General features: G+C 64.7%; 21 protein-coding genes and 1 pseudogene. 11 read left to right on the forward strand and 11 right to left on the reverse strand.

Features of this window, described 5'->3' with window-relative positions; genetic code table 11:
- Positions 1-339: 339 nt before the first annotated feature.
- Positions 340-801 (forward strand): hypothetical protein, encoded by a 462-nt coding sequence (locus tag ABIC09_RS36670; RefSeq protein ID WP_354112342.1) that lies wholly within the window; start codon positions 340-342, stop codon positions 799-801.
- 25 nt (positions 802-826) lie between these two features.
- Here ABIC09_RS36670 and ABIC09_RS36675 read toward each other — a convergent pair whose 3' ends face one another.
- Both ABIC09_RS36675 and ABIC09_RS36680 read right to left on the reverse strand, forming a co-directional pair.
- The gene (locus ABIC09_RS36675) at positions 827-1,141 is read right to left on the reverse strand and encodes a hypothetical protein (protein ID WP_354112343.1); all 315 of its coding nucleotides are present in this window, start codon (positions 1,139-1,141) and stop codon (positions 827-829) included.
- Between the two features lie 153 nt (positions 1,142-1,294).
- A complete protein-coding gene (locus tag ABIC09_RS36680; protein WP_354112344.1) occupies positions 1,295-2,134 on the reverse strand; it encodes a GNAT family N-acetyltransferase in 840 nt (279 codons plus the stop codon).
- A gap of 125 nt (positions 2,135-2,259) precedes the next feature.
- On the opposite strand from ABIC09_RS36680, the gene ABIC09_RS36685 reads away from it, so the two are divergent.
- A complete protein-coding gene (locus ABIC09_RS36685) occupies positions 2,260-2,964 on the forward strand; it encodes an SDR family oxidoreductase (RefSeq protein WP_354112345.1) in 705 nt (234 codons plus the stop codon).
- 284 nt (positions 2,965-3,248) lie between these two features.
- Complete coding sequence (locus ABIC09_RS36690) at positions 3,249-4,064, forward strand: outer membrane protein (protein WP_148750404.1); 816 nt, start codon at positions 3,249-3,251, stop codon at positions 4,062-4,064.
- Positions 4,065-4,126: 62 nt separating this feature from the next.
- Here ABIC09_RS36690 and ABIC09_RS36695 read toward each other — a convergent pair whose 3' ends face one another.
- Complete coding sequence (locus ABIC09_RS36695; protein ID WP_354112346.1) at positions 4,127-5,203, reverse strand: serine hydrolase; 1,077 nt, start codon at positions 5,201-5,203, stop codon at positions 4,127-4,129.
- Positions 5,204-5,485: 282 nt separating this feature from the next.
- On the opposite strand from ABIC09_RS36695, the gene ABIC09_RS36700 reads away from it, so the two are divergent.
- The 3 genes from ABIC09_RS36700 to ABIC09_RS36710 all read left to right on the forward strand — a co-directional run bounded on the left by ABIC09_RS36700 (position 5,486) and on the right by ABIC09_RS36710 (position 7,430).
- Positions 5,486-5,890 (forward strand): ArsR/SmtB family transcription factor, encoded by a 405-nt coding sequence (locus tag ABIC09_RS36700; RefSeq protein WP_354112347.1) that lies wholly within the window; start codon positions 5,486-5,488, stop codon positions 5,888-5,890.
- Positions 5,891-5,892: 2 nt separating this feature from the next.
- Positions 5,893-6,384, forward strand: coding sequence for an SRPBCC family protein (locus tag ABIC09_RS36705; protein WP_354112348.1), 492 nt, complete (start codon positions 5,893-5,895; stop codon positions 6,382-6,384).
- A gap of 203 nt (positions 6,385-6,587) precedes the next feature.
- Positions 6,588-7,430 (forward strand): hypothetical protein, encoded by an 843-nt coding sequence (locus tag ABIC09_RS36710; protein WP_354112349.1) that lies wholly within the window; start codon positions 6,588-6,590, stop codon positions 7,428-7,430.
- Positions 7,431-7,434: 4 nt separating this feature from the next.
- On the opposite strand, the gene ABIC09_RS36715 is transcribed toward ABIC09_RS36710, so the two are convergent.
- Both ABIC09_RS36715 and ABIC09_RS36720 read right to left on the reverse strand, forming a co-directional pair.
- Entirely contained in the window at positions 7,435-8,088 is a 654-nt protein-coding gene (locus ABIC09_RS36715) for a response regulator (protein WP_354032574.1), read from the reverse strand.
- Positions 8,085-9,470 carry a sensor histidine kinase gene (locus tag ABIC09_RS36720; RefSeq protein WP_148750410.1) on the reverse strand — a complete coding sequence of 462 codons (1,386 nt, stop codon included), beginning with the start codon at positions 9,468-9,470 and terminating at the stop codon, positions 8,085-8,087. The genes ABIC09_RS36715 and ABIC09_RS36720 overlap by 4 nt, the downstream gene beginning before the upstream one ends.
- A gap of 187 nt (positions 9,471-9,657) precedes the next feature.
- Here ABIC09_RS36720 and ABIC09_RS36725 point away from each other — a divergent pair.
- Positions 9,658-10,092: pseudogene (locus ABIC09_RS36725) on the forward strand (DUF2380 domain-containing protein); the annotation flags it as partial.
- A 17-nt stretch (positions 10,093-10,109) separates the two neighbouring features.
- Here ABIC09_RS36725 and ABIC09_RS36730 read toward each other — a convergent pair.
- From ABIC09_RS36730 to ABIC09_RS36740, 3 genes are read right to left on the reverse strand one after another with little or no spacing between them, the layout of a single operon-like run.
- Positions 10,110-11,141: an L-idonate 5-dehydrogenase gene (locus ABIC09_RS36730; protein WP_354112350.1), complete on the reverse strand. Its 1,032-nt coding sequence runs from the start codon at positions 11,139-11,141 to the stop codon at positions 10,110-10,112.
- 25 nt (positions 11,142-11,166) lie between these two features.
- Positions 11,167-11,934, reverse strand: coding sequence for an SDR family oxidoreductase (locus ABIC09_RS36735; RefSeq protein ID WP_354112351.1), 768 nt, complete (start codon positions 11,932-11,934; stop codon positions 11,167-11,169).
- 13 nt (positions 11,935-11,947) lie between these two features.
- Positions 11,948-13,147: a mandelate racemase/muconate lactonizing enzyme family protein gene (locus tag ABIC09_RS36740; RefSeq protein WP_354112352.1), complete on the reverse strand. Its 1,200-nt coding sequence runs from the start codon at positions 13,145-13,147 to the stop codon at positions 11,948-11,950.
- A gap of 178 nt (positions 13,148-13,325) precedes the next feature.
- On the opposite strand from ABIC09_RS36740, the gene ABIC09_RS36745 reads away from it, so the two are divergent.
- Positions 13,326-14,090, forward strand: a complete 765-nt coding sequence (locus ABIC09_RS36745) for a GntR family transcriptional regulator (RefSeq protein ID WP_354112353.1) — start codon at positions 13,326-13,328, stop codon at positions 14,088-14,090.
- Between the two features lie 58 nt (positions 14,091-14,148).
- On the forward strand, positions 14,149-15,513 hold the full coding sequence (locus ABIC09_RS36750; RefSeq protein ID WP_148750415.1) for an MFS transporter: 1,365 nt from the start codon (positions 14,149-14,151) through the stop codon (positions 15,511-15,513).
- Positions 15,514-15,522: 9 nt separating this feature from the next.
- Here the strand turns inward: ABIC09_RS36750 and ABIC09_RS36755 are convergent, their stop codons facing one another.
- The 3 genes from ABIC09_RS36755 to ABIC09_RS36765 all read right to left on the reverse strand — a co-directional run bounded on the left by ABIC09_RS36755 (position 15,523) and on the right by ABIC09_RS36765 (position 19,893).
- Positions 15,523-16,773, reverse strand: a complete 1,251-nt coding sequence (locus ABIC09_RS36755) for an arsenic transporter (protein WP_354112357.1) — start codon at positions 16,771-16,773, stop codon at positions 15,523-15,525.
- Between the two features lie 50 nt (positions 16,774-16,823).
- On the reverse strand, positions 16,824-17,264 hold the full coding sequence (locus ABIC09_RS36760) for an EamA family transporter (RefSeq protein WP_148750416.1): 441 nt from the start codon (positions 17,262-17,264) through the stop codon (positions 16,824-16,826).
- 151 nt (positions 17,265-17,415) lie between these two features.
- The gene (locus ABIC09_RS36765) at positions 17,416-19,893 is read right to left on the reverse strand and encodes a PAS domain-containing hybrid sensor histidine kinase/response regulator (protein WP_354112354.1); all 2,478 of its coding nucleotides are present in this window, start codon (positions 19,891-19,893) and stop codon (positions 17,416-17,418) included.
- Positions 19,894-20,095: 202 nt separating this feature from the next.
- Between ABIC09_RS36765 and ABIC09_RS36770 the strand changes: the two genes are divergently transcribed.
- Positions 20,096-21,178, forward strand: a complete 1,083-nt coding sequence (locus ABIC09_RS36770; protein WP_354112355.1) for a zinc-binding metallopeptidase family protein — start codon at positions 20,096-20,098, stop codon at positions 21,176-21,178.
- Between the two features lie 174 nt (positions 21,179-21,352).
- On the forward strand, positions 21,353-23,368 hold the full coding sequence (locus ABIC09_RS36775; RefSeq protein ID WP_354112356.1) for an acetyl-CoA carboxylase biotin carboxylase subunit: 2,016 nt from the start codon (positions 21,353-21,355) through the stop codon (positions 23,366-23,368).
- Positions 23,369-23,541 lie beyond the last annotated feature (173 nt).

Raw genomic sequence — 23,541 nt, forward strand, 5'->3', positions numbered from 1 at the left:
CCCACCGCCGCCCGGCCCGCGTTCGTGACGATCGCGATACGCCCCTCTTCCTTGGGCCGGAGTGGGACCACACATACGCCGTTTCCGAATTTCGGTAAAGTAGAATATTTTTGGCGAGGCGGATTGACCGAGGGCTTGGGTGTTTTGCCCGTCGGGCAACGCAAGTGTTGGGCCTCCGGGCTACGGTCGCCGAAATTCCGGGCGTTCGGTCGCACCCGGTTCCCTGTTAATTCCGTGCCTTAACCAACAATTAATTATACGTTTGCGGGTGGGCAACAGCCCGGCCTAGCGTGCGGTGGGGAGCCGTTATCCGCGAAGCCAAACGAGTTGGTGCGTATCATGATGTCCAGATCAAATGGGGCCTTGCTCGCCTCGCTCAGCGCAGCCGCGCTGCTCCTTCCCCCCAGCGACAGTTTTGCGCGACCGGGCGGTGCCGCCCCGCATGGCATGGTGAGCGCTGCCGCACCGCCGGTTGCGGCACGTCCGCCGATCGCGCCGGGGACGCGGTTCCGCGGCCGCAACAATGCTCGCAACAATCCCTGGGTTTATTGGCCGGGCGGCGGCGGGTTCTTCTACGACGGTGCGGCGTACAGCGAACCTTTCGCCGATGCTGGCCAGCCTGTCACCAACGACGTTCGCTATACCTACACCTACGACGTTCCCTGGGACTGGGCGCATCGCTTCCCGCCGAACGTCGTGCCGTCCGACCGGCCCTATGTGCCGAGCTGCCCGACGGAATCCGTGACGGTGCCCGGCCGCGGCGGCGGCGAGCACACCGTCAACATCATGCGCTGCTACTGAGCGGCGCAACTCATTTCAGAATGCACTACAAGATTCCGACCGCGGCCGCCCGGTCGCGGTCGGATTGTTTCTGCCTGACGTTTGCGAGCTCGCGGCTGCAGGCCGCAAAAGAGGTCGTCCCCGGGCGCAGCCCGAACTGACCGCAGAAGTCCCGATCCTCATCGGCAATGGCGCGCACGAGCTCCGCTTCGGCGGCCTCGCGCAGCGTGGGAGCCGAGACGAGCGTGTGCATCGCGAAGGCCGCCACAACGGCGAGCAGCAAGGCAGCCGCGATTCCAGGGCGCGGCAGGTCGTCGGCCGCATGCTGAGAGGGGCGAGCCTTGCTTCTGGTTTCGGTCATGAAATCCTCGCGAATGAAATATAGATAATCAGAAAAATAATGATCGAGCCGTCCGGCAAATCGGCGGATCGAACACGAATACACGCCGCGCCGCAGCGCAGACGTGAAGCAGATTACAAATTCAGGCCGGCGTGGCTAAATTCAGAGGCGATACTAGCCGAGTTCAAAACTGGTTACGCCGAACACGCGGTCGAGCCGCAGTGACGGGACTGGTCCAGTGTACATTCGCGCCGTTTCGAATGTCGGCTTCAGGCCAAGGGATTCCGCAAGCGCAATAGCTTCGCGGTTCACCGCGGGGATGTCGAGCACAATCTCGCTGCTTCCGGGACTGGCCAGCAAAGCCTGCACGATGGCATCTGCCGCTGCGCGGTCATCGGCTACCAGCGGACCGATCTTGCGGCCGGTTCGGCAGGTGCGGATCACGCCCCACGCGGCGAGCTTATTGTCACGCATCAACGCGCGCCCGACGTGCCCAGGCGTGCTGATCCAGGCGCGCAGAAAGGCCGCGCGCGGGGCGGGGAAGACGGTTGCATCGTCGGCTTCCACAAGTGCGAATGGGATCGCGTCGAGCGCAACGAGATCGGCGGGCGGCGGCGGAGTCACGACAGCGCCGCTGTAGCGGATATTGGCGTAAGCAAGCTGGAAGCCGGATTTGCTGTAATTGTCCTGCTGTGCGACGACGCCGTCGAGCCCGATCACACGTGAGCCCGCATGCGCGATCGCAGCATTCCAGATGCGCAGGCCGTGGCCTCTGCCGCGAAATCCTGCCCGCACGATGTAGAAGCCGAGGAAGGCGAAACGGTCGTCGTAATTGACGCAGGAGACAGTCGCGACGGGTTCGCCGTCGATCTCGCCGACGAAGAAGCCTTTCGCGTCGGGGATTGCGAAGCAGGCAGCGTCGCGCAAGCCCGGATTCCAGCCCTCGGCCGCGGCCCACTCGATCGCGATGGAGATCTCCTCACGGCCCAAATGGCGGATCTGCAAATCGCTCATGTCGCGTGGCCTCGTGGCGATGGACTTGTTAGCAAGTCTGGTTTGCGGGCAAGTCTGGCTGTAGAAGGCCTGATGACAGGCTGAGCCTTCGGTTCGCCTCAACGCTATCACAGGGATGATCGGTCATGGCAGCAGAGAAGGTCGCACTCGTCACCGCGGGCGGCAGCGGCATGGGGGCAGGGGCGGCGCGGCGGCTCGCAGCCGATGGCTTTCGTGTGGCGATCCTGTCGTCCTCCGGCAAGGGTGAGGCGCTCGCGGCCGAGCTCGGCGGGTTCGGTGTGACCGGCTCGAACAAGTCCAATGACGATCTGAAGCGCCTCGTCGACGGCGCGCTGGCAAAGTGGGGACGCATCGACGTGCTCGTCAACAGCGCCGGCCACGGCCCGCGCGCGGCTATCACGGAGATTACCGACGAGCAGTGGCACCTTGGCCTCGACACGTATTTGCTCAACGTGATCCGTCCGACCCGGCTGGTCATGCCGGTGATGCAGGCGCAGAAGGGCGGCGCCATCATCAACATCTCGACCGCCTGGGCGTTCGAGCCGAGCGCGATGTTCCCGACCTCGGCGGTGTTCCGCGCGGGCCTGGCCGCCTTCACCAAAATCTTCACTGATGCCCATGCGGCCGACAACATCCGCATGAACAACGTGCTGCCGGGCTGGATCGACAGCCTGCCACAGCTAGATGCGCGCCGCGACAGCGTGCCGCTGAAGCGCTACGGCAAGGTTGAGGAGATCGCGGCGACGGTCTCGTTCCTCGCATCCGACGGCGCCGCCTATATCACCGGCCAGAACATCCGCGTCGACGGCGGGCTGACGCGCTCGGTCTGAGGCGCGCCTGCGGCGAGAGCAGATTCGGATCCTCGCTCTCGCGCCCTGTCCTGACGCGACGCGGGCCTGCATTTTGCGTCGCTGCAATGGGAAAATGCGTGGCACTTCGGCCACACCCGTCGCACTTCGCGCGTGGCGGACCGCACCCTTCGTCACAGTCCATGCGAACTTCGCCGCAGCCCAAGACGCCGAGCGATGTGCCGCCTATGCCTAGGTTGCGTCGGATCCACTTGGCTGGCGCATTCGAGAACGCGGCTCCGATCGCGTGGGGCAAGGAGATTGCAATGAAGAAGTTTTTGCTGGCGGTCGCGTCGGTTGTTTTAGGCACCGTGTCTGCAATGGCGGCCGACCTCGCGCCGCAGTACACCAAGGCGCCGGCGATGGCGCCCAGCTACAACTGGACCGGGTTCTATGTCGGCGCCAATGTCGGCGGACAATGGGGCAGCGCCGACCCGACCACATCGACCGTGTTTTCTCCGACCGGCTACTTCGCCGCCAGCAGCGTTCCGGCCATCGCCGCGGTCGGCGCCCAGAAAGTCAACAGCTCCAGCGTGACCGGCGGTTTGACCGCCGGCTATAACTGGCAGGTCAACCAGGCCGTATTCGGCCTCGAAGGCGACATCAACTATTTCGGCTTCAAGGGGGGGGCGACCGGCTCGGCGGTCTATCCCTGCTGCGCGCCGTTCAGCTTCGCCGTCAGCTCCCAGGTCTCGGCCGACTGGCTTGCCACTATCCGTGGCCGTATCGGCTTCGTCGCGACGCCGAATTGGCTCATCTATGCGACGGGCGGCGCGGCGATCGCCGAGGTCAGGAGCAATTTCAAATTCACCGACACGTTCACGGTAACGGAATCGGCCGCGATCCGCGACACGCGCGTAGGATGGACTGCTGGCGTCGGCAGCGAACATGCCATTGGCGGTGGCTGGTCGCTCAAGGCGGAATATCTCTATGTTGATCTCGGGCGCAGCACGGCGACAAGCACTAATCTGACTGCGGGCGCGCTGCAGAACGTCTTCACCCACTCGGTCGATCTCAAGTCGAACATCGTGCGCGTCGGCGTGAACTACAAGTTCGGCGGACCGGTCGTCGCCAGATACTGAGCATTCCGTTCCTGTTCTCGCGTGGAAAGCCCTGGCTCGGCCGGGGCTTTCTGCTCCGAACCTCAGCCGCCGTGCGAGCTCACCAGATGCGCCAGCGCGGGCAGGATCTTGTAGCGGGCGATCTCGTGCGGATATTCGCCGCGATTGGCGAGCAGCACAATGCCGATCCGGTGGGCCGGTACGAGGCCGATATAACCTGACGCGTTGTTGAGGCCGCCCGGCTTGTCGACGACGGTGACGCCGGGAAGGTGCACGGTCTCCCAGGCCATGGATTGGCCGAACGTGGCTTGGGCGAACCTTTGGTCGACGCGGAAACGTTCGCGCTGTGTCATGCGCAGCGCTTCGCGCAGGCTCGGATCGATCGAATGGCCGTCGACGGCCGCCGCAACGAAGGCTGCAAGATCCCGCGCGGACGAGAACATCTGGCCGGTGCCGGGGAAGTCGAAATAGCTCTGCTGGTTGCCGATCGGGCCGATCGCTCCGCCCTGGTCGGAATAGCCCTGCACGACGCGCCGCATCGAGGCCGCGTCCATGATAGCGCGGTTGTCCGCTCCGCATTCGGGGATGGACGTGGCTTGCATGCCGAGCGGCGTGAGCACGCGGCTCTCGATCAATCCAGCGATCGGTGTGTGATAGCAGCGCTCGAGCACGAGCTGGAGCAGGACGTAGCCGGCATGACTGTAGATGCGCTGCTTGCCGGGCGCGACGCCGGCGGGCGGTGTCCAGGCGTTGAGCATCGCGATGAATTGCGTCTGCGAGTAAGAATCATTCGGCCAGGGCGGGTGATCGGTCGGCAGCAGCAGTCCCGAGGTGTGCGTGGCGAGCTCGCCGACGGTGACGCGGCGGACATAGTCGCCGTCGAGCTCCGGCAGATATTTCGGCAGGGGATCGTCGAGCCGCAGCTCACCGCGGAGCGCGCCGAGGGCCACCAGCGTCGCCTCAAACGGTTTTCGCAAGGAGGCGAGGCTGAACAGCGTGTCCGGCGTGACCGGCCGCTTGGTGGCGCCGTCTGCGAGGCCGTAATTGAAGAATTCGATATGTTGGCCGGCGTATAGAGCGGCTGCGAGGCCGCCGGGGTGGTCCGGCGTTGCGGTCGGCGCGAGTTCCTCCGCAACGATGTCGCGCATCTGCGCGATCATGTCGGAGTCCGCCGATGCGCGACGCGGCCGGAGCGCGATCGCAACAGGAACGAGCGCGGCGCGTGCGAGGGTTCGCCGGGTGAATTGCGGTGAGATGGCAACAGGCGGCACGTGATCCGGATAATATGTGTGTGCGCCCCCGGGGAATCTTCTAGCGGGGAGCGCCCGCTGTCCCAAGTCACAATTGCGCGCTCCGGGTTCCACATCGCGGTCGGGCGAAATACTTAGCTTACGAGCTAACAATCATTGACGTCGGATCGCGGCAAGCGTATAGTTAGCTACATGGCTAACCAAATATCCCAGCTCGACCAGGTTTTTGCTGCGCTCGCCGACCCCACGCGGCGGGCCATCGTGATGCGGCTGTGCGCCGGCGAGGCCTCCGTCGGCGAGCTCGCCGAGCCCTTCGAGATGGCGCTGCCGAGCTTCATGAAGCACATCCACGTCCTGCAGCTGAGCGGGCTCGTGCAGTCGGAGAAATCCGGCCGCGTGCGCACCTGCCGCCTCAGTCCGGACGCGCTCCTCAGTGCGGAAGACTGGTTCCAGCACCAGCGCGCGATCTGGGAGGCGCGCCTCGACCGGTTCGAGGCTTACGTGACGAAGCTCAAGAAGGAGAGGGCGGCCGCCAGGCGGCCGCCCAAGACGACCGACAAGACCACCAACAAGACAAGCAAACGGAAAGGTGCCTGACGATGACGAGTTCTGCCAATGCTGCCCTGTCGCAATGGTCGATCGACCGCGAGATCGTGATGTCGCGCGTGATCGACGCGCCGCGCGACCTGGTGTTCGAGGCCTGGTCCGACCCAAAGCACCTGCCGCAATGGTTCGGGCCGAAGGGATTCAAGATCGAGACTTTCGAGATCGACGTGCGTGTCGGCGGCGTCTGGCGCTTCAACATGATCGGTCCCGACGGCACCGTCTATCCGAACCGCATGCGCTTCCGGCGCATCGAGCGGCCGAAGCTGATGGAGATGGATCATGGCGGCGACCAGGATGACGATCCCGGCATGTTTCGCTTCACCCTCACGTTTGCCGAGCAGAGCAACGGCAAGACCGTACTGATGATGCGGCAGCTGGCCGCGAGCACCGAGCAGCGCGACCACATGATCGGTTTCGGCGCCGTCGAGTACGGCTATCAGACGCTGGACAAGCTCGCGGCCTATGTCGGCGGGCTGAAGAAATAAATGCCCCGCGTGTTCCGGGGGCTTCGAAGAACGCCCCCGGGATGAACTCGGAAACGCGAGGGAAGAGCAGTCGCCGTCGCAATTATGACAGCGCGCAGGCCAATTATGACAACGCCGTCACGCAGATTTTTGTCGCGCCTTGCTGCAGTATTATGACAGAATTGCTACCGTTGAATGTCATATTGACTACGGCGGAGCGATTCATGTTGCAGTGGCAGGCGCGGTCAAATCCCCTCGCGTGGTGGTGGGGGTCCCTGACGCTGGTCAGCGCTGCCAACATTCTCGTCTGGTTCATGCTGTACCGCGAGTTCTATCCGACTGTTGCCGGCAGTGTCGGCGGCGGTTCGGATATCGGCCTGATGTTCCTGCTCTGCGCGGGCTATGTGTTCGGCTGCGCCTTCCGCTCGGTGCTGCCGCGCGCCGACGTGCAGCGCATCTGCCTGTTCGACACCTGGCTGTCGAGCGTGTTCGTCGGCCGCACGGTCGCGACCGTGGCCGAGGTCTGCTTCGCCGCGCAATGGGCGATCATCCTGCATCAGCTCGGTCACATGACCGGCGCAGAGACTGCGGTGAATATCGCGCTGGTGATCGTGCCGATCATCATCATCGCGGAATGTTTTTCCTGGTACGCGGTGGTGACCACCAACTTCCTCTTCAACGCGATCGAGAACTCGCTGTGGGCAGTGACCTTCTTCCTTGCCGGCATCGCGCTGTGCCGGCTGATGCCGGAATTCCAGGGCCCGGTGCGCTGGGCGCTGATTGCTGGCATCGTCGGCATCGCCTGCTTCCTTGCCTTCCTCGTTACCGTCGACGTTCCCATGTATCTCAGCCGCTGGCGGGCCGGGCATGCCGAAGGCGGCAGGTTCCTTGGATTCCTCGAGGGCCTGCATGACGTCTCGACGCGATGGGTGGTGACCCACGACATCGCGCATTGGAAGGGCGAGCTGACCTGGATGTTCCTGTATTTCAGCGCCGCGGTGTGGTCGAGCCTTGCGCTCTGCGCGCTCTATGCCATGGAAGGCTATCTCACGCGCTATCTCGCCTGAGCGTTCACGCCTCGCCGAGATCGAGCTGCGTCAAGAGTCCCTGCCGTAGAGCCAGCCGGACCAGCTCGATGTCGGAGCCGACACCGAGCTTGTCCTTGATCAGCGAGTGCAGATTCGCCACCGTCTTCGGGCTGACGTGGAGCGTCTCGGCGATCTCCTCCGTGGTGTTTTCGGCGAGCAGCAGCCGCAGCACCTCGAACTCGCGCGGGGTGAGCACGTCGGCGGCCGAGCTCTCGCCGCTGATCCGGCTCAGCGCAAGCTCGTGGTCGATATCGGGGCTGATCGCGATCTTGCCGGCGAGCACGTCCATCACCGCGCGCACCAGCGTCTCCGGCGGGCTGGTCTTGGTGACGTAGCCCCTCGCGCCGGCGCGGATCGCCTGCACGGCGAAGCCCGCATTCTCATGCATGGTGAAGACGAGGATCTTGGCCGCCTTGTCCCATTGCCGGATGCGCCTGACCGCCTCGACGCCGCCGATGCCGGGCATGCTGAGATCCATGATGACGAGGTCCGGCGTCTCGGATTTGAACAGGCGATAGGCCTCCGCGCCGTCGCCGGCTTCGGCGATGACGCGCAGGCCCGGCTGCTTCTCGAGCACGGAGCGATAGCCTTCGCGGACCACGGAATGGTCGTCGACCAGCAGAATGGTCGCGGTCATGCCGCGTGCTCCAGCGCTGGCGGATTGGCGGCTGCGAGCGGAATGACGACGCGCAGCGCCGAGCCACCGGCGGGGCCGGCCTCAAAACTCAGGCGGCCGCGCAGCGCCGCAACGCGCTCGCGCATGCCGAGCAGGCCCATGCCGGATTTCGCGGCGCGATCGGTCGAGCGTCCGTCATCGTCGATGGCGAGTGCGATCTCGCCGGCATGCATCGTCAATTCCATGCTGACCTTGGTGGCGCCGGCATGCTTGGCGGCATTGGTGAGCGCCTCCTGCACGATGCGGTAGAGGTTGGCGCTGATCGTGGCCGGCAGGGTCTCGAACGAGCCGTCGAAACGGATCGAAAAACGGGTCTCGCCGCGGCTGCGTCCATTCCAGCCGGCAACGAGACCTTCGAGGCTGGCGACGAGACCGAGCTCCTCGACGTCAGGCGGGCGCAGCCGGAACAGCGTGCCGCGCAGCGTCTCCATCATGCCGGTTGCGGTCCGCGCAATGCCGTCGCACTCGCCAAGCAAGGAGGGACACTCCTGCGCGGCAGTCTGGCGGGCGGAGGCGGCGAGCGCGCGGATGGCGGCGAGCGACTGGCCGAATTCGTCGTGCAGCTCGCGGGCGAGATGGCGGCGCTCCTCGTCCTGGAGCGCGATCAGTTTCCGCGTCAGCTCGGCGCGCTCGGCCAGCGCAGTGTCGAGGCTTTCGGCGAGATGATTGAAGACGTCGCGAACCGCGGACAGCTCGGCAAGATCGAACGGCGGCAACCGGGCGGTGAGGTCGTTGGCGGCGATCCGCTCGAGGCCGGCGCGGATCATGCGCGTCGGGCGCAGCGCGCGGGCAAGCGCCGCGTAGACCAGGACGCACAACAGTGGCAGCGCGATCGCAAGCGCCAGCATCAGGCGGCCGGCCTCGTGCCAGGCCTCCGCCGTCTGCACGGCCGGATCGACCGAGACCACGGCCTCGCCGAGCTTGGTTCCGCGCAGGATTACGGGCCGCGCGGCCTCACGGCCGGGGTCGAATAGGCTGTGGTAGAACGCCGTGAAGATCTGCGGCGGCGGGTCCTCCGGGATCGGCGCGCCGCTACAGAAGCGTTGCAGCATCTCGCCGCCGACGCCACGGAAGGCCAGGCATAGGCCGGGCGTCATCACATAGGCTGAAACAGGATCGAGGTTAGGAAAGTCCGAGCGGGGGCTCGCCGCCCACAGGACCTTGCCCTGTTGCAGCTCTAGGGTCTTTGCCACGATAGCGGCAATGCCGTCGATGCGCGCATGGGCTGCGCGGTCGGCCGTGATCAGGAAATAGGCGGAGATTGCGGCGAAGCAGGCGGCCGATATGGCGGCCACGCGCAAGGTCAGGCGGACCTTGAGATCGAATCTCGGGCGGTTCCACATCGGCGGGCACCTGGCGCGAACGGAATTGTCGCCTCCACATTAAACGGCAGAACGCGAGCCGCGCAAAGCGGCACCCTTACTGCGGTGCAACGTCGTGAAATTTTCCCGGCGCTGGCCGGGATGGCCACGGCTGCATTGCGCGAAGCGTCCGCCTAGCCTGCAGTCTTTCCGTCACGTGAGGGCTGTCATGCGCCGAACCCTGTCGTTGCTGTCTTTCGTTGTTCTTCTCGGCGCCGGGCTGGATGGCCGGGCCGTAGCCGCTGAGACCACCGTCGCGCTCGACGATTTCAGCTATGCCGATACCTCGGCCGAACCGGCCGACCAGAGCGCCGCCCACGAGCGGCGGCTGCAGGCATTCATGGTCGCGCTCCGGCGGGATATCGCCGCCGACCCGCGCTACCGGCTTGCGCCGTCGATGCAGCAGGGGGCGGCGTTCAAGGTCATCGGCGGCATCCAGAAGACCAGCACGCTGGTGCAATGGGCCAAGGTCGCGGTGATCGACGTCGGCGCCAAAAAGGTCGTGATGGACAAGCTCTACACCTTCCGCGGCGACAATGATGAATCGTGGGAGCGTGCCGAGATCTTCGTCTCCCGCGAGGTCATGGCCGCGCTGGCGCAGCCCTGAGGCTCCGGCTGGCCTCAGAACGTCAGCTGCACCTTCATCGATTGCGCGCGGTCGCTGGCGAGCTCGAAGGCGGCGACCGCGTTCTCGAATGGCATCGTCGCCGTGATCAGCGGCTTCACGTCGATCAGGCCTTCGCCCATCAGCCGTATCGCCAGCTCGAACTCGGGATCGAAACGGAAGGTGCCGCGGAGCTGCAATTCCTTGGCGACGATGGAGTTGATCGGCAGCGTCATCTCGCCGCCGAGGCCGAGCTGCACCAGCGTCGCGCCGGGACGGAGCACCTCGAGCGCGGTGCGCAGCGCGGCCTGATTGCCGGACGCTTCAAACAGCGTGTCGAACACGCCCTTGCCGGCGCGCCAGGGATCGAGCGCCGTGGCACTGGTCGCGACGTTGATCGCATGCGTGGCGCCGAGCTTTTTTGCTACCGCGAGCGGCGCGTCGGCGACATCGGTCACGACGATCTCGGACGCGCCGCCGAAGCGCGAGACAAGAATCATCAGCGCGCCGATCGGGCCGCAGCCGGTGATCAGCACGCGCTTGCCGAGGAGGGCGCCGGCCTGCTTGCCGGCGTGGAGACACACCGCGAGCGGCTCGGCGACCGCGGCTTCCGCGAGCGACAGCTTGTCGGAGATCGGCACCGCCTGCGTCGCATCGACCGTGATGAACTCGCGAAAACCGCCCTGCACGTGAGGAAAGCGCATCGCGCTGCCGAGGAAACGCATGTCGAGGCACTGGTTGCGTAGGCCTTCCTGGCAATGCAGGCACTTGCCGCACGGCTTGCTCGGATTGACCGCAACGCGCGTCCCGGTCTTTACGCTGGTGACGCCGTCACCGATGGCCGCGACCACGCCCGCGATCTCGTGTCCCAGCGCCATCGGCTGCTGGATGCGGACGACGCCGAAGCCGCCATGATGGTAGTAATGCAGATCGGAGCCGCAGATGCCGCCATTGGCGATCTTGACGCGGACCTCGCCCGGGCCGGGTGCGGGATCGGGATAGCTGTCGATCCGCAAATCCTTCGGGGCGTGAATGACGACGGCGCGCATGGTCTCGTTCCCTCAGGTTTCGCGATTACATCGCGGCGATCATGCCGCCATCGACATAGATGATCTGGCCGTTGACGTAAGTGGAGGCATCCGACGCCAGGAAGATGGCCGCGCCGACCAGCTCGTCAGGCTTGCCCCAGCGCTTTGAGGGGACGCGGCCCATCAGCCAGTTGTTGAAATCGGTGTTGTTGACCAGCGCCTCGTTCATGTCCGTGAGCATGTAGCCGGGGCCGATCGCATTGGCCTGGATGCCGTGCTGGGCCCATTCCACCGCCATCGAGCGGGTCAGGTTCTTGATGCCGCCCTTGGCCGCGGTGTAAGGCGCAATGGTCGGACGCGCCAGCTCGCTGCCGAGCGAGCCGATGTTGATGATCTTGCCGTGCTTGCGCGGGATCATGCGCTTGGCGGCTTCGCGGCCGATCACGAAGGCGCTGGTGAGGTTGGTCTCGATCACCTTGCGCCACTCGTCGGTGGTGAATTCCACCAGCGGCTTGCGGTGCTGGATGCCGGCATTGTTGACGACGATGTCGACTGCAATGCCTTGTCTGTCGAAGTCGTTGAAGGCCGCGACGATCGCGGGCTCGTCGGTGACGTTGAAGGCGGCGCCCTCGGCCTGATAGCCGGCGGCGCGAAATTCGACGACGGCCTGCTCGACGCGCTTCGGGTCGACGCCATTGACGATGATCCTGGCACCAGCCCTGGCCATGCCCTCGGCAATGGCGCGGCCGAGCCCGCGGGAGGAGCCGGTCACAAGCGCGGTGCGGCCGGAAAGGTCGAAGAGTGCGGTGCTCATCCTAAAAAAATCCTCAAGCGTTGGAGCGACGCACGGTCAGATCGGCGCGATCGAACACGGCGGGCAGAAGGTCGACGCCGAGACCGGGACCTTCCATCGGATAGACATGGCCGTCCTTGATCGTGGGCATCGTGGTGACGAGCTCATTGTACCAGCCCCTGTAGAAGGCGCGCACGGATTCCTGGATCAACGTGTTGGGCTGGCTGAACGACATGTGGATGGCGGCGATGAAGCCGATCGGGCCGATGCAATCATGCGGCGCGAAGGGCCGGTGATAGGTCTCGGCCATCGCCGCGATCTTGCGGCCCTCGGTGAGGCCGCCGGTCCAGCACAGATCGGCCATCACCACATGCATGGCGTCGCGGTCGAGCATGTCCTTGTAGGGGAAGCGCGAGCCGAGGGTTTCGCTGGCGCAGACCCAGACGTCGGTCGAGCGCGCATATTCGGCGAGCGCCTGCGGCGAGTTCATCCGGATCGGGTCTTCGTACCAGGTCGGCTTGTAGGGCTCGAGCGCGCGGGCGATCTGCTTTGCGGTCGGCAAATTCCACAACGAATGGAGCTCGACCATGATCTCCATCTTGTCGCCGACCGCCTTGCGGATCTTCTCGAACGGCTCGATCGCGTGCTTCATCTGCGCGGCGGTGATGTAGAGGCCCTTGTTCTCCTGTGCCGCCGGATCGAACGGCCAGATCTTCATCGCGGAGATGCCGCTCTCCAGCAGGCTTTCGGCGAGCGCATCGGCGTGGTGCATGAAGCCGTCGAGGTCCTCGTAGGGACCTTTGGAGGCGCCGAGATTCCAGTTGGCGACCGGGCTGATATTGGTTGAGCGGACATATTGCGTGCCGGCGCAGGTGTTGTAGATGCGCTGCTTGTCGCGGCAGAGGCCGCCGAGCATCTGGTGCACCGGCTGATTGCAGACCTTGCCGAACAGATCCCACAGCGCGATGTCGATCGCCGACGCCGCGCGATATTCGACGCCGGTCGAGGACTGCGCCATCGGCAGGTTCAACATGTCGCGATGGATCGCCTCGATGTGGAGGGGATTACGGCCGAGCAGGCGGCCGGCAAAGGTGTCGTGGATCTGCGCTTCGACTGCGCCAGCGCCATAAAAGGTTTCGCCGAGACCGATCATGCCGGTATCGGTGTGAACGCGCACCCAGATGACGTTGGAAAATTCCTCGGTGCGCAGCGTCTCGATCGAGGTGATCTTCACGGCAATGTCCTCCCGTCACAGGCGCCTCGCACCGGTCGTGTTTTCATTTTGCGCTGCAGCACGTAACGCATCCGCGAAAGTCTTACGCTTGCTTGTAATATATCACAACATGTTTTAAGGGTGCCACAAATAAGGCGCCACCCGGCAACGAGAGCGCGGGCTGACGGGAGAGGACGACATGGCACGGCGCAAGCGCTCGCTCGAGGTGGTGAGAAACGACGACGGCGAGGGCAAGCCCTCGCGGCGCAACCGGCTCAATTTCTTCGAGCTGGCCTATCAGAAGATCGAGGAGCTGCTCGTTCATTGCGAGCTCAAGCCCGGCCAGTTCATGACGATGCTGGAATTGCAGCAGATCACCGGCTTCGGCCGCACGCCGGTGCATCACGCCGTCAACCGTCTCTCCGCCGATACGCTCATCATCATCCGCCCACGCCATGGCCTGCACATCGCGCCGATCGATCTCGCGCGCGAGCGCATGCTGCTGGCCTTGCGCCGGGACATGGAGCGCTTCGTCGTGCGTCTTGCGGCCGATCGCGCCAGCCTCTCGCACCGCAATCAGGCGCTGCACATCGAGCGTTTGCTGCGCGAGCGCCGCGCCACCCTGACCCTCGACGAGTTCAACAGCATCGATCGCCGCATCGATGCGCTGGTGCTGGAAGCCGCGGGCGAGCCGTTCCTGGTGCATACGCTGCGGCCGCTGCACACGCTGTATCGCCGCATCGGCTACATCCACCATCGCTTCATGCCGGGACAGACCGACCTGTCCGGCACGATCGATCGCCATCTTGCCATTCTCGCAGCCGTTGCCGGCCGCCGCGTCGAGGACGCGGTGAAGGCGAGCGATGCCCTGATCGACTACATGGACCTGATGTTCACCGGCATGGAGACGGGGATCGATCCGCGCCTGCTCGATTGCAGCATCGAGCCGCTGCTTGGCGCTTAAGCTACTTGGCGCTTAAGAAGTACTTGGCGCGTAAAGAGTTTTGAAGAGAGGACCAAAGATGTCAACGATGGCCGTGCCACAACCGACCGCGAGCGAAGCCGCGGTCCGCTACCTCATCACCAATTACAGCCCCAAGGGCAACAAGGTCGGCTGGCTGATGATGGCCTCGATCCTGGTCGAGGCCTGGGATCTCTATTCGATCGCCTTCGTCCTGATCTTCATCAAGGAGCAGTACAATCCCGATCCGCTGATGCTGGGCCTTGCCGCAGCGGGCACGCAGGGCGGCGCACTCATCGGCGCGCTCCTTGGTGGCTGGCTCTCCGACAAGATCGGCCGCCGCGTGATGTTCCTGGTGACGATGGTGATGTTCATCGTGCTGGCACTGGCGCAGGCCTTCGTGCCCAGCGTCGGCTGGCTCGTCGTGATCCGTTTCCTGCTCGGCATTCCGCTCGGCTCGGATATCTCGACCGGCTACACCTACATCATGGAATCCATGGCCAAGGGTGAGCGCGAGGTGATGGGCAATCGCTGGCAGTTCATGTTCGCCGTTGGCGAAGTGCTGACCATCGGCGTCATCGTGATCTTCCTGCTGTTCGACATCCACCACGAGACACTGTGGCGCGTGACGCTCGGGCTCGGTGCCGTGCCCGCTCTGATCATCCTGATCATGCGCCACGACGTGCCGGAGACGGCTGTGTGGCTGGTGCAGAAGGGACGTTATCGTGAGGCCAAGCAGGTCGCGCGCGAGATGTTCAACGACGATCTCGCCATGCTGCCCGATCAGGACGTGGTGATGCCGAAGGTTTCGACCCGAGACTTCATCGCCGACCTGAGGAAGGACCCGATCCGCTGGCGCGCCACGATCTACGGCTGGATCGCCTGCTTTGCGCAAGGCAGCGAGTTCTCGACCTTCGCGTTTTACCTGCCCGTGCTGTTCGTGATGGTCGGCGTATCGAGCGTGCTCGGCATCAATCTGGTGACGATGGCGCTGTTCTGCTTCGCCGCGCTGTCCGGCTGGGTCGGTCCGCTGCTAACGCCGAAGATTGGCCATCGCGGCATCTCGATCGCCGGTTTCGGCATCGTGCTGGTCTCGCTGCTGGTCGCGGCCTTTGCGCTCTACACCGACAACAAGATCCTGCTGCCGTTCGCGGCGGCCGCGATGTTGTGGGGCCATTATTGGGACGCGTCGAACTGCATGACCATTCCGACGATGGTCGCCAAGCCCAAGTATCGCGGCACCGCCAGCGGCTTCGCCTACATGTTCGTGAAGCTGCCGTCGTTCCTGGCGATCTTCCTGTTCCCTTCGCTGTTCGCCGCGATCGGGCAAGCCGGCGCCACGCTGTTCGTCGCAATCTTCCCGCTGATCGGATTGCTCGCCGCAATCTTCATCCTGCCGGAAGTTTACGGTTACGAGAACGACTGATCTCGCGAGCTACCTGATCGCGGCGGCCAATGCCGCGATCAGGGCCGGCGGCGTCACCAGCATGCCAAGCTTGAGGAAGCGCCAGGCGCCGACCTCGATCTTCTCCCGCCGCAGGGCGACCAGCCAGAGGATGGTCGCGAGCGATCCCGTCACGGACAGATTGGGCCCGAGATCGACGCCGATCAGGATGGCACTGACGACGGGCGCCGGCAGGTGATCGCTGGCCGCGACCGAGCCCGCGACGAGGCCGACCGGCAGATTGTTGGCGATGTTGGTGGCGATTGCCGTCGCAACGCCGACGCTCCAGGCGGCCTTCGGCACCGATTGCGCCACCGCTTCGTGGAGCAGTGCGCTGAGCTGCCCGATCACACCGGTCTTCACCAGCGCTTCCACCATCACAAAGAGCCCGCCGACCAGTGGCAGCACGCTCCAGGAAACCCCCTTCAGCACGGGGAGAGGCGACTGGCGGTTGATGAGCAGCACGGCGGCCGCCGTCGTACTCCCGCAGAGGAAAGTCGGCAGACCCAATTGCAGATCGAGTGCAGAGGCCCAGATCAACACGATGCCGATGGCGCCGATGCCGTAGGCGGTCAATCGGCCGCCGCGGCCGAGCTTCGGGTGAGGGACCCGCATTTCGATCGTTTCTTCCTTGAGCTCGCGATGCAGCACGAGGCGCAGTGCGACATAGGTGAGACCGATCGAAGCAAGCGAGGGCAGGGCGAACTGGCGCAGCCACGCCCCGAGATGCGGCATGTGCTTGCCGAAGACCACGAGGTTGGCCGGATTGGAGATTGGCAGCACGAAGCTCGCGGCATTGGCGATGAAGGCGCAGACGAACAGATAAGGCAGGGGCTTGGCGCCGGCCGCGCGCGTCGCGGCGTAGACGGCCGGCGTCAGCACGATCACGGTGGCGTCGTTCGAGAGCAGCACCGTGACGAATGTGCCGACGAGATAGATCAGCAGGAACAGCCGCTGCGGCGAGCCGCGCGCATGTTCAACCGCGAACGCGGCCAGATAATCGAACAGGCCTTCAAGCCGGGCCAGCTCTGCGATCAGCATCATGCCGATCAGGAAGAGGTAGACGTCGACGCCCTTCTCGATGCCGGTGAGCGCATCCTGCCACGGCAGGAAGCCGAGCAGGACCAGGGCGCCGGCGCCGAGCACGGCCCAGATCGCTTCGGGCAGTCGAAAAGGGCGGATGATGACGCCCGCGGTCGCGACGACGATGATGCTCCAGGCCCAGATGGCGTCAGACGGCACGTTCGGCAATTGCAGTCTCCCGGTTGCGCCCGACTATCGTATCCGCAGGCTCAAAGCTTCACCGCCAGCAGCACCGCGCCTGCGCCGATCATGGCGATGCCGACCCAGCCTTGCGCGGTCGGACGCTCGCCGAGAAAGGCAAAGGCGAACAGGGCAACCAGTACGACGCTGAGCTTGTCGATCGGCGCCACCAGTGTTGCGGGCCCGAGTTTCAACGCGCGGAAGTAACACAGCCAGGACGCGCCGGTCGCAAGCCCAGACATCACCAGGAATAGCCATGTTTTCGACGAGACCGCCGAGGGCACGGCGAATTGGCCGGTGAAGAACAGCAGCACCGAGAAGGCCAGGAGCACCACGATGGTGCGGATGAAGGTGGCGAGGTCCGGATTGATGTTCTCGACGCCAACCTTGGCGAAGATCGCAGTCAGTGCGGCGAAGCAGGCAGAGAGCAGCGCCCAGGTCTGCCAGGCGGAGAAGAGGGTGGATTTCATATCATCAGGATCCGTTGGTGCATGACGGCGCCCTAGCGCCGCCATTGCGAGCGAAGCGAAACAATCCAGAATCTTTCCGCGGAGGGACTCTGGATTGCTTCGCTGCGCTCGCAATGACGGAATGTGGGGCAACTTTCCACGGCCAAAACTCTCACCGCGCCACCGACAGCTTCTCCGTGATCGCCTTGCGCAAGATGCGCGACAGCGACTCCACCGAATATGGCTTCTGGATCAATTCAAATCCGCGATGGGCGTTTTCGGCGAGCACGTTGCTGTAGCCGCTGGTCAGCACGACGGGCAGGCCCGGATAGCGCTCGCGGATGATGCCGGCGAGCTCGACGCCGTTCATGCCGGGCATGATGACGTCGGAGAACACCAGATCGACCGCGAACTCGTTCTCACCGAGGATGACGAGTGCGGCATTGGCGTTGGCGACGCGGCGGGTGACGTAGCCGAGGTCTTCCAAAAGTTCGGTCGAGAACTGGCCGACATCGTCATTGTCCTCTACCACGAGCACGCGGTAGCCGCGCCCGGTGGTCGCGCTCTCGCTGGTGAGCGATGCGGATTCCTTCCCGGCGGCCGGGCTCTCCGCCTGTGGCAGGTAGATCGTGAAGGTCGCGCCCTTACCAGGCGTGCTCGTCACCGCGACGTCGCCCTCGGACTGCTTTGCGAAGCCGAACGCCTGGCTGAGGCCAAGGCCGGTGCCTTTGCCGACCTCCTTGGTGGTGAAGAACGGCTCGAAGATGGCGTCGATGTTTCCGGGCGCGATGCCGCTGCCGGTATCGGCCACCGAGATTGCGACGTAATCTCCTCCGCGCGCCGATTGCGTGCGCAGGCTCGGAATGCCCTGGACTTTGCGGACGGCGATGGTGAGGCGGCCTTCGCCGTCCATGGCGTCGCGGGCGTTGATGGCGAGGTTGATCAGCGCAGTCTCGAACTGCGCGATGTCGGCGACGGTAAAACAGTCGGCATCGTCGATCTCGACCGCGATCTCGATGCGGCCGCCGACCAGCGGCCGGACTAGCTGCGCCACGCCCTCGACCTGGCTGCCGACATTGAAGATCTGCGGTTTCAGCGGTTGCCGCCGCGCGAACGCCAGGAGCTGCGCGGTCAGTTTTGAAGCGCGCTCGACGGTGTCGGAGATCGCATCGACATAGCGGCGGCGGCGCTCCTCCGGCAGCTCGCGCCGGCGCAGGAAGTCGGTCGCAGAGCGGATGATGGTGAGGAGGTTGTTGAAGTCGTGCGCGACGCCGCCGGTGAGCTGGCCGATCGCCTCCATTTTCTGCGACTGCCGCAGCGCCTCCTCGCCGCGGCGGCGCTCGGTAATGTCGACGGCCTCTGGCACCGCGCCGGTGATGTTGCCGTGGCGGTCGAGCACCGGGCGCATGCCGAACTCGAAATCGCGCTCGCCGATGGGAAGGCGCAACCGCATCTCCATCCGCACCGCTTCGCCTTTCAGCACAGTATCGAAGGCCTCGCGCACGGCGGTGCTCATGCCCTCGGTCGCGCTGAACCAGGGCGTATCCCAGAACGGCTTTCCGATCACGTCCGACGAGTTCGCCGTGATGCCGTCGAGCGCGGTCTTGTTGGCGTAGAGCAATTCGCCCTTGAGGTTGACCAGCCCCTGGTACTGGTTGCTGGTGCCCAAGATCGCGCGCAGCCGCGCCTCGTTGGATTCGAGCTCGGCGGTGCGCTCGACGATGCGCTCTTCCAAGGTCTCGTTGAGTTGCCGCAGCTCGATCTCGGCCCGCTTGGCGACGGTGATGTCGTGGGCAACGCCGATGAAGCCGATATGCTTGCCGGTTGGATCCCAGCGCGGCTGCGATTCCGAGCGCAGCCAGCGCCATTCGCCGGAGGCGTCCTTGTAGCGCGCTTCCAGCACGAACGGCTTGAGCGAAGCTTCGCCCTGAACCGATTGCTGCAAGACATGCGGCAGGTCGTCTGGATGCAGCACCTTGCGCCAGTCGAATGCGATCGCCTGGTCGTAGGGCAGGCCGACGAAATCGACATAGGCCTGGTTGGCGAAGGAGCGCGTGCGGTCGAGCTTTGTGACCCAGATCGGCACCGGCGCGCTGTCGGCGATCAGCCGAAAGCGCTCCTCGCTCTCGCGCAAGGTCTCGCGCACCAGCATCTGGTCGGTGGCGTCGATATGGGCGCCGACGAGGCGGATCGCGCGGCCGTCGCCGTCACGCTCGATCTTGGCGACGACGCGGATCCAGCGGGTTTCGCCATCGCTCGGGCGGATGATGCGGTATTCGGCGGTGTAGTCCTCACTGGTCCCGGACAGCGCCTCGAAGAAATGATTGACGGTCGCGTCGCGGTCATCGGGATGGATGCGGCTGACCCAGTCTTCATGGGTCTCGTCGACGGCCTCGGGCGGCAGCCCGTGGATCATCAGATATTCCGGCGAGCGGCGGTTCTTGAAACCTTCGCGGAAGTCGACCTCGAGCCCGCCGACCTTGCCGATGCGCTGGATGCGCGCGAGCTCGGCCTCGCGCTCCTGGAGCGCGCGATAGGCTTCATCGCGCTCGCGCGCAATGTCTTCGAGGTGCTGGCGCAGCCTTTCGGCGGCAATGGTCTCGGGCAAAGGATCGTTCAAGGCGTCGGCCGTTGTGATGCGGGAGCGCACGTGCCGAGCCGATATTCACACAGACAAAGCGTGATAGCCATTGCTCAAAAGGGAATAGACAAGGAAACGCCCTCGCCGAACGGCATGTGGCGGGTATGAGCGAACGCGGGGTCTGGCTATTTGTTCCAAACATTGGAACGATGGACCGTCGATAGGCCTGTCTGCGAGGCGCTACAACTCCCCTATCCGAAGAGGCTAAATCTTGAAGCTCTTTGTCTGCCAGGCCTGCGGCAATGTTCTCTATTTCGAGAACCGCGCCTGCGAACGTTGCGGCCACAAGGTCGCCTTTCTGCCGGAGAAGGAGACGATGTCGGCGATCGAGCCTGACGAGGAGGCTGGAGGCGGGACCTGGACCACGCTCGCCGACAGGGGCAAGGGGCGGATGCTGTGCCGCAATGCCGAGTATGATGCCTGCAACTGGCTGACGGATGTTAGCGATACCACCGGCTATTGCCGCGCCTGTCGCCATAACGGGATCGTGCCTGATCTCTCCGACCCCGCGCAGCTGGCGGGCTGGCGCGAGCTGGAGGTGGCGAAGCACCGGTTGTTCTATTCGCTGATCCGCTGGAAGCTGCCGCTTCAGACCCGGCAGGACAATCCCGAGCACGGGCTGATCTTCAATTTCCTCGCCGACGATCCCAACAGCGGCCAGAGAATCCTGACCGGCCATGACAACGGCCTGATCACGATCGCGCTGACTGAGACCGATGGCATCGAGCGCGAGCGGCGCAGGCTGGAGATGGGCGAGCCGTACCGGACGCTGCTCGGGCATTTCCGCCACGAGGTCGGGCACTATTTCTGGGATGTACTGGTTCGCGATGGCAGGAAACTGGAGGAATGCCGCTCCGTGTTCGGCGACGATTCCGCCGATTACGGTGAAGCCCTGCAGCGTCACTATGCCGAACGCGCGCCGCCGGACTGGCAGCAGGGCTACGTGTCGGCCTATGCGACGATGCACCCTTGGGAAGATTTTGCGGAGACCTGGGCGCATTACCTCCACATCGTCGACACCCTGGAGATGGCTAGCGAGTTCGGCATGGAGGTGCGCCCCAAGGTCGATCGCGACGGGGAGTTGTCGACGCGGATCCGGTTCAACCCTTACGAGGCGAAAGGCGTCGAGGCGATCGTCGACGCATGGCTGCCCTTCACCTTCGCCATGAACAGCGTCAACCGCGCCATGGGCCTGCGCGACCTCTATCCCTTCATCCTGTCATCGGCCGTGGTCGCCAAGCTCGGCTTCATCCACAGCCTGGTCCGGGACGTGGCCAAGGCCGGGAAGCCGTAGGTCATCCGAGGGCTTCGCGAGGCCCGTTCGGTCTTGCGCCGGTACGCCAGCGGGGCCGGATTTAGACCGTTGCCTCCGGCCAATTTTGATGTACCACGGGAGCCACACGGCCCGTCCTATAGGCCCCAAACGGCCAGGGAAGGGTCCCGCCCCAGGTCGAGACTCAAGAAAAGCATGTTCAAACGCATTCTGATCGCCAACCGCGGCGAAATCGCCTGCCGGGTCATCAAGACCGCCCGCAAGATGGGAATTCAGACGATCGCGGTCTATTCCGAGGCCGACCGCGACGCTCTCCATGTCGAGATGGCCGATGAGGCCGTGCTGATCGGCCCGCCGGCCGCGGCCGAGAGCTATCTGGTGATTGAGAAGATCGTGGAGGCCTGCCGCAAGACCGGCGCCGAGGCCGTTCATCCCGGTTACGGCTTCCTGTCCGAGCGCGAGGCGTTTCCGCGCGCGCTGGAAGCCGCCGGCATCGTCTTCATCGGCCCGAACCCGGGCGCGATCGCCGCGATGGGCGACAAGATCGAATCCAAGAAGGCGGCCGCGAAAGCCAAGGTTTCGACCGTGCCGGGCCATCTCGGCGTCATTGAGGACGGCAAGCACGCGGTCACGATCGCCGACGAGATCGGCTATCCCGTGATGATCAAGGCCTCCGCCGGCGGTGGCGGCAAGGGCATGCGCATCGCGCATTCGAAGGCCGAAGTCGCGGAAGGTTTCAATCTCGCCAAGGCCGAGGCCAAGGCTTCGTTCGGCGACGACCGCGTCTTCGTCGAAAAGTTCATCGTCGATCCCCGCCACATCGAGATCCAGGTGCTGGGCGACAAGCACGGCAACGTCATCCATCTTGGCGAGCGCGAATGCTCGATCCAGCGCCGCAACCAGAAGGTGATCGAGGAGGCGCCGTCGCCGCTGCTCGACGAAGTCACCCGCCGCAAGATGGGCGAGCAGGCGGTCGCGCTGGCCAAGGCCGTGAACTACGATTCCGCCGGCACTGTCGAGTTCGTCGCAGGGCAGGACAAGAGCTTCTACTTCCTCGAGATGAACACGCGTCTCCAGGTCGAGCATCCCGTCACCGAGCTCGTCACCGGCGTCGACCTCGTCGAGCAGATGATCCGTGTTGCCGCCGGCGAGAAGCTCGCGCTCGCGCAGAAGGACGTCACGCTCACCGGCTGGGCCGTGGAAACGCGCCTCTACGCCGAAGACCCGTTCCGCAACTTCCTGCCCTCGATCGGGCGGCTGGTGAAGTATCGCCCGCCGGCGGAAGTGAGCAAGGACGGCATCACCGTGCGCAACGACACCGGCGTGCAGGAGGGCGGCGAGATCTCGATCCATTACGATCCGATGATCGCAAAGCTCGTCACGCACGCGCCGTCACGCGCGGCCGCGATCGAGGCGCAGGCGACCGCGCTGGATTCGTTCTATGTCGAGGGTATCCGCCACAACATCCCGTTCCTGTCGGCGCTGATGCATCATCCGCGCTGGCGTGAGGGCAATCTGTCGACCGGCTTCATCGCCGAGGAATTCCCGAAGGGCTTTGCGGTGCGCGTGCCCGAAGGTGAGGTCGCGCGACGGATCGCCGCGGTCGGCGCCGCCATCGATCACGTGCTCGGCGAGCGCAAGCGGCAGATCTCCGGCCAGCTGGGCGGCCGCATCGTGCAGCGCGAGCGCCGCCGCGCGGTCTGGCTCGACCGCCAGGAGATTTTGCTCGAGGTTGCCCGCGAGGGCGAAGCGATCGCGGTGCGGTTCGTCGACGCCGAGGGCAAGGCCGGCAATGCGCATCTGCTGCAGTCCGCATGGAAGCCGGGCGATCCGGTCTGGCAGGGCACCATCGATGGCCACGTCGTCGCGGTGCAGGCGCGCCCGATCGCCAACGGCATCCGCCTCGCGCATCAGGGCGTCGAGGTGCCGGTCTATGTCTGGACCGAAACGGAAGCCGCCTCGGCGAAGCTGATGCCGGTGACGACGGCCTCCGACACCGGCAAGAAGCTGCTCTGTCCGATGCCCGGGCTCGTCGTCTCGATCGCTGTGACCGAAGGCCAGGAGATCAAGGCCGGCGAGACGCTGGCCGTGGTCGAGGCCATGAAGATGCAGAACGTGCTTCGCGCCGAGCAGGACGGCACCGTGAAGAAGATCCACGCCAGCGCCGGCGCGACGCTCGCGGTGGACGCGCTGATCCTGGAGTTTGCGTAAAGGTGTGAGTTGGGACGGGTGATCGTCCCATAAGCACCCGTCATTGAGAGCGCAGCGAAGCAATCCAGACTGGTGCCTGCGGAAAGATTCTGGATTGCTCACATGGGGAATTGGTGTGTCAAGGCGGTTGTTCAGCTCTTAGTTCGATTGCACGCCAGCTCTTCGTCCCGACC

Source organism: Bradyrhizobium sp. S3.12.5 (assembly GCF_040548225.1).
In the GTDB taxonomy this organism is placed as follows: Bacteria; Pseudomonadota; Alphaproteobacteria; order Rhizobiales; family Xanthobacteraceae; genus Bradyrhizobium; species Bradyrhizobium cytisi.

Bases quoted from the DNA above. Each gene is read 5' to 3' on its own strand.
- ABIC09_RS36730 (WP_354112350.1), bottom strand. From the start codon at position 11,141: ATGCGCGCCGTCGTCATTCACGCCCCGAAGGATTTGCGGATCGACAGC.
- ABIC09_RS36720 (WP_148750410.1), bottom strand. From the start codon at position 9,470: ATGTGGAACCGCCCGAGATTCGATCTCAAGGTCCGCCTGACCTTGCGC.
- ABIC09_RS36735 (WP_354112351.1), bottom strand. From the start codon at position 11,934: ATGAGCACCGCACTCTTCGACCTTTCCGGCCGCACCGCGCTTGTGACC.
- ABIC09_RS36760 (WP_148750416.1), bottom strand. From the start codon at position 17,264: ATGAAATCCACCCTCTTCTCCGCCTGGCAGACCTGGGCGCTGCTCTCT.
- ABIC09_RS36710 (WP_354112349.1), top strand. From the start codon at position 6,588: ATGTTGCAGTGGCAGGCGCGGTCAAATCCCCTCGCGTGGTGGTGGGGG.
- ABIC09_RS36715 (WP_354032574.1), bottom strand. From the start codon at position 8,088: ATGACCGCGACCATTCTGCTGGTCGACGACCATTCCGTGGTCCGCGAA.
- ABIC09_RS36745 (WP_354112353.1), top strand. From the start codon at position 13,326: ATGGCACGGCGCAAGCGCTCGCTCGAGGTGGTGAGAAACGACGACGGC.
- ABIC09_RS36700 (WP_354112347.1), top strand. From the start codon at position 5,486: ATGGCTAACCAAATATCCCAGCTCGACCAGGTTTTTGCTGCGCTCGCC.
- ABIC09_RS36675 (WP_354112343.1), bottom strand. From the start codon at position 1,141: ATGACCGAAACCAGAAGCAAGGCTCGCCCCTCTCAGCATGCGGCCGAC.
- ABIC09_RS36750 (WP_148750415.1), top strand. From the start codon at position 14,149: ATGTCAACGATGGCCGTGCCACAACCGACCGCGAGCGAAGCCGCGGTC.
- ABIC09_RS36690 (WP_148750404.1), top strand. From the start codon at position 3,249: ATGAAGAAGTTTTTGCTGGCGGTCGCGTCGGTTGTTTTAGGCACCGTG.
- ABIC09_RS36680 (WP_354112344.1), bottom strand. From the start codon at position 2,134: ATGAGCGATTTGCAGATCCGCCATTTGGGCCGTGAGGAGATCTCCATC.
- ABIC09_RS36695 (WP_354112346.1), bottom strand. From the start codon at position 5,203: ATGATCGCGCAGATGCGCGACATCGTTGCGGAGGAACTCGCGCCGACC.
- ABIC09_RS36670 (WP_354112342.1), top strand. From the start codon at position 340: ATGATGTCCAGATCAAATGGGGCCTTGCTCGCCTCGCTCAGCGCAGCC.
- ABIC09_RS36685 (WP_354112345.1), top strand. From the start codon at position 2,260: ATGGCAGCAGAGAAGGTCGCACTCGTCACCGCGGGCGGCAGCGGCATG.
- ABIC09_RS36775 (WP_354112356.1), top strand. From the start codon at position 21,353: ATGTTCAAACGCATTCTGATCGCCAACCGCGGCGAAATCGCCTGCCGG.
- ABIC09_RS36705 (WP_354112348.1), top strand. From the start codon at position 5,893: ATGACGAGTTCTGCCAATGCTGCCCTGTCGCAATGGTCGATCGACCGC.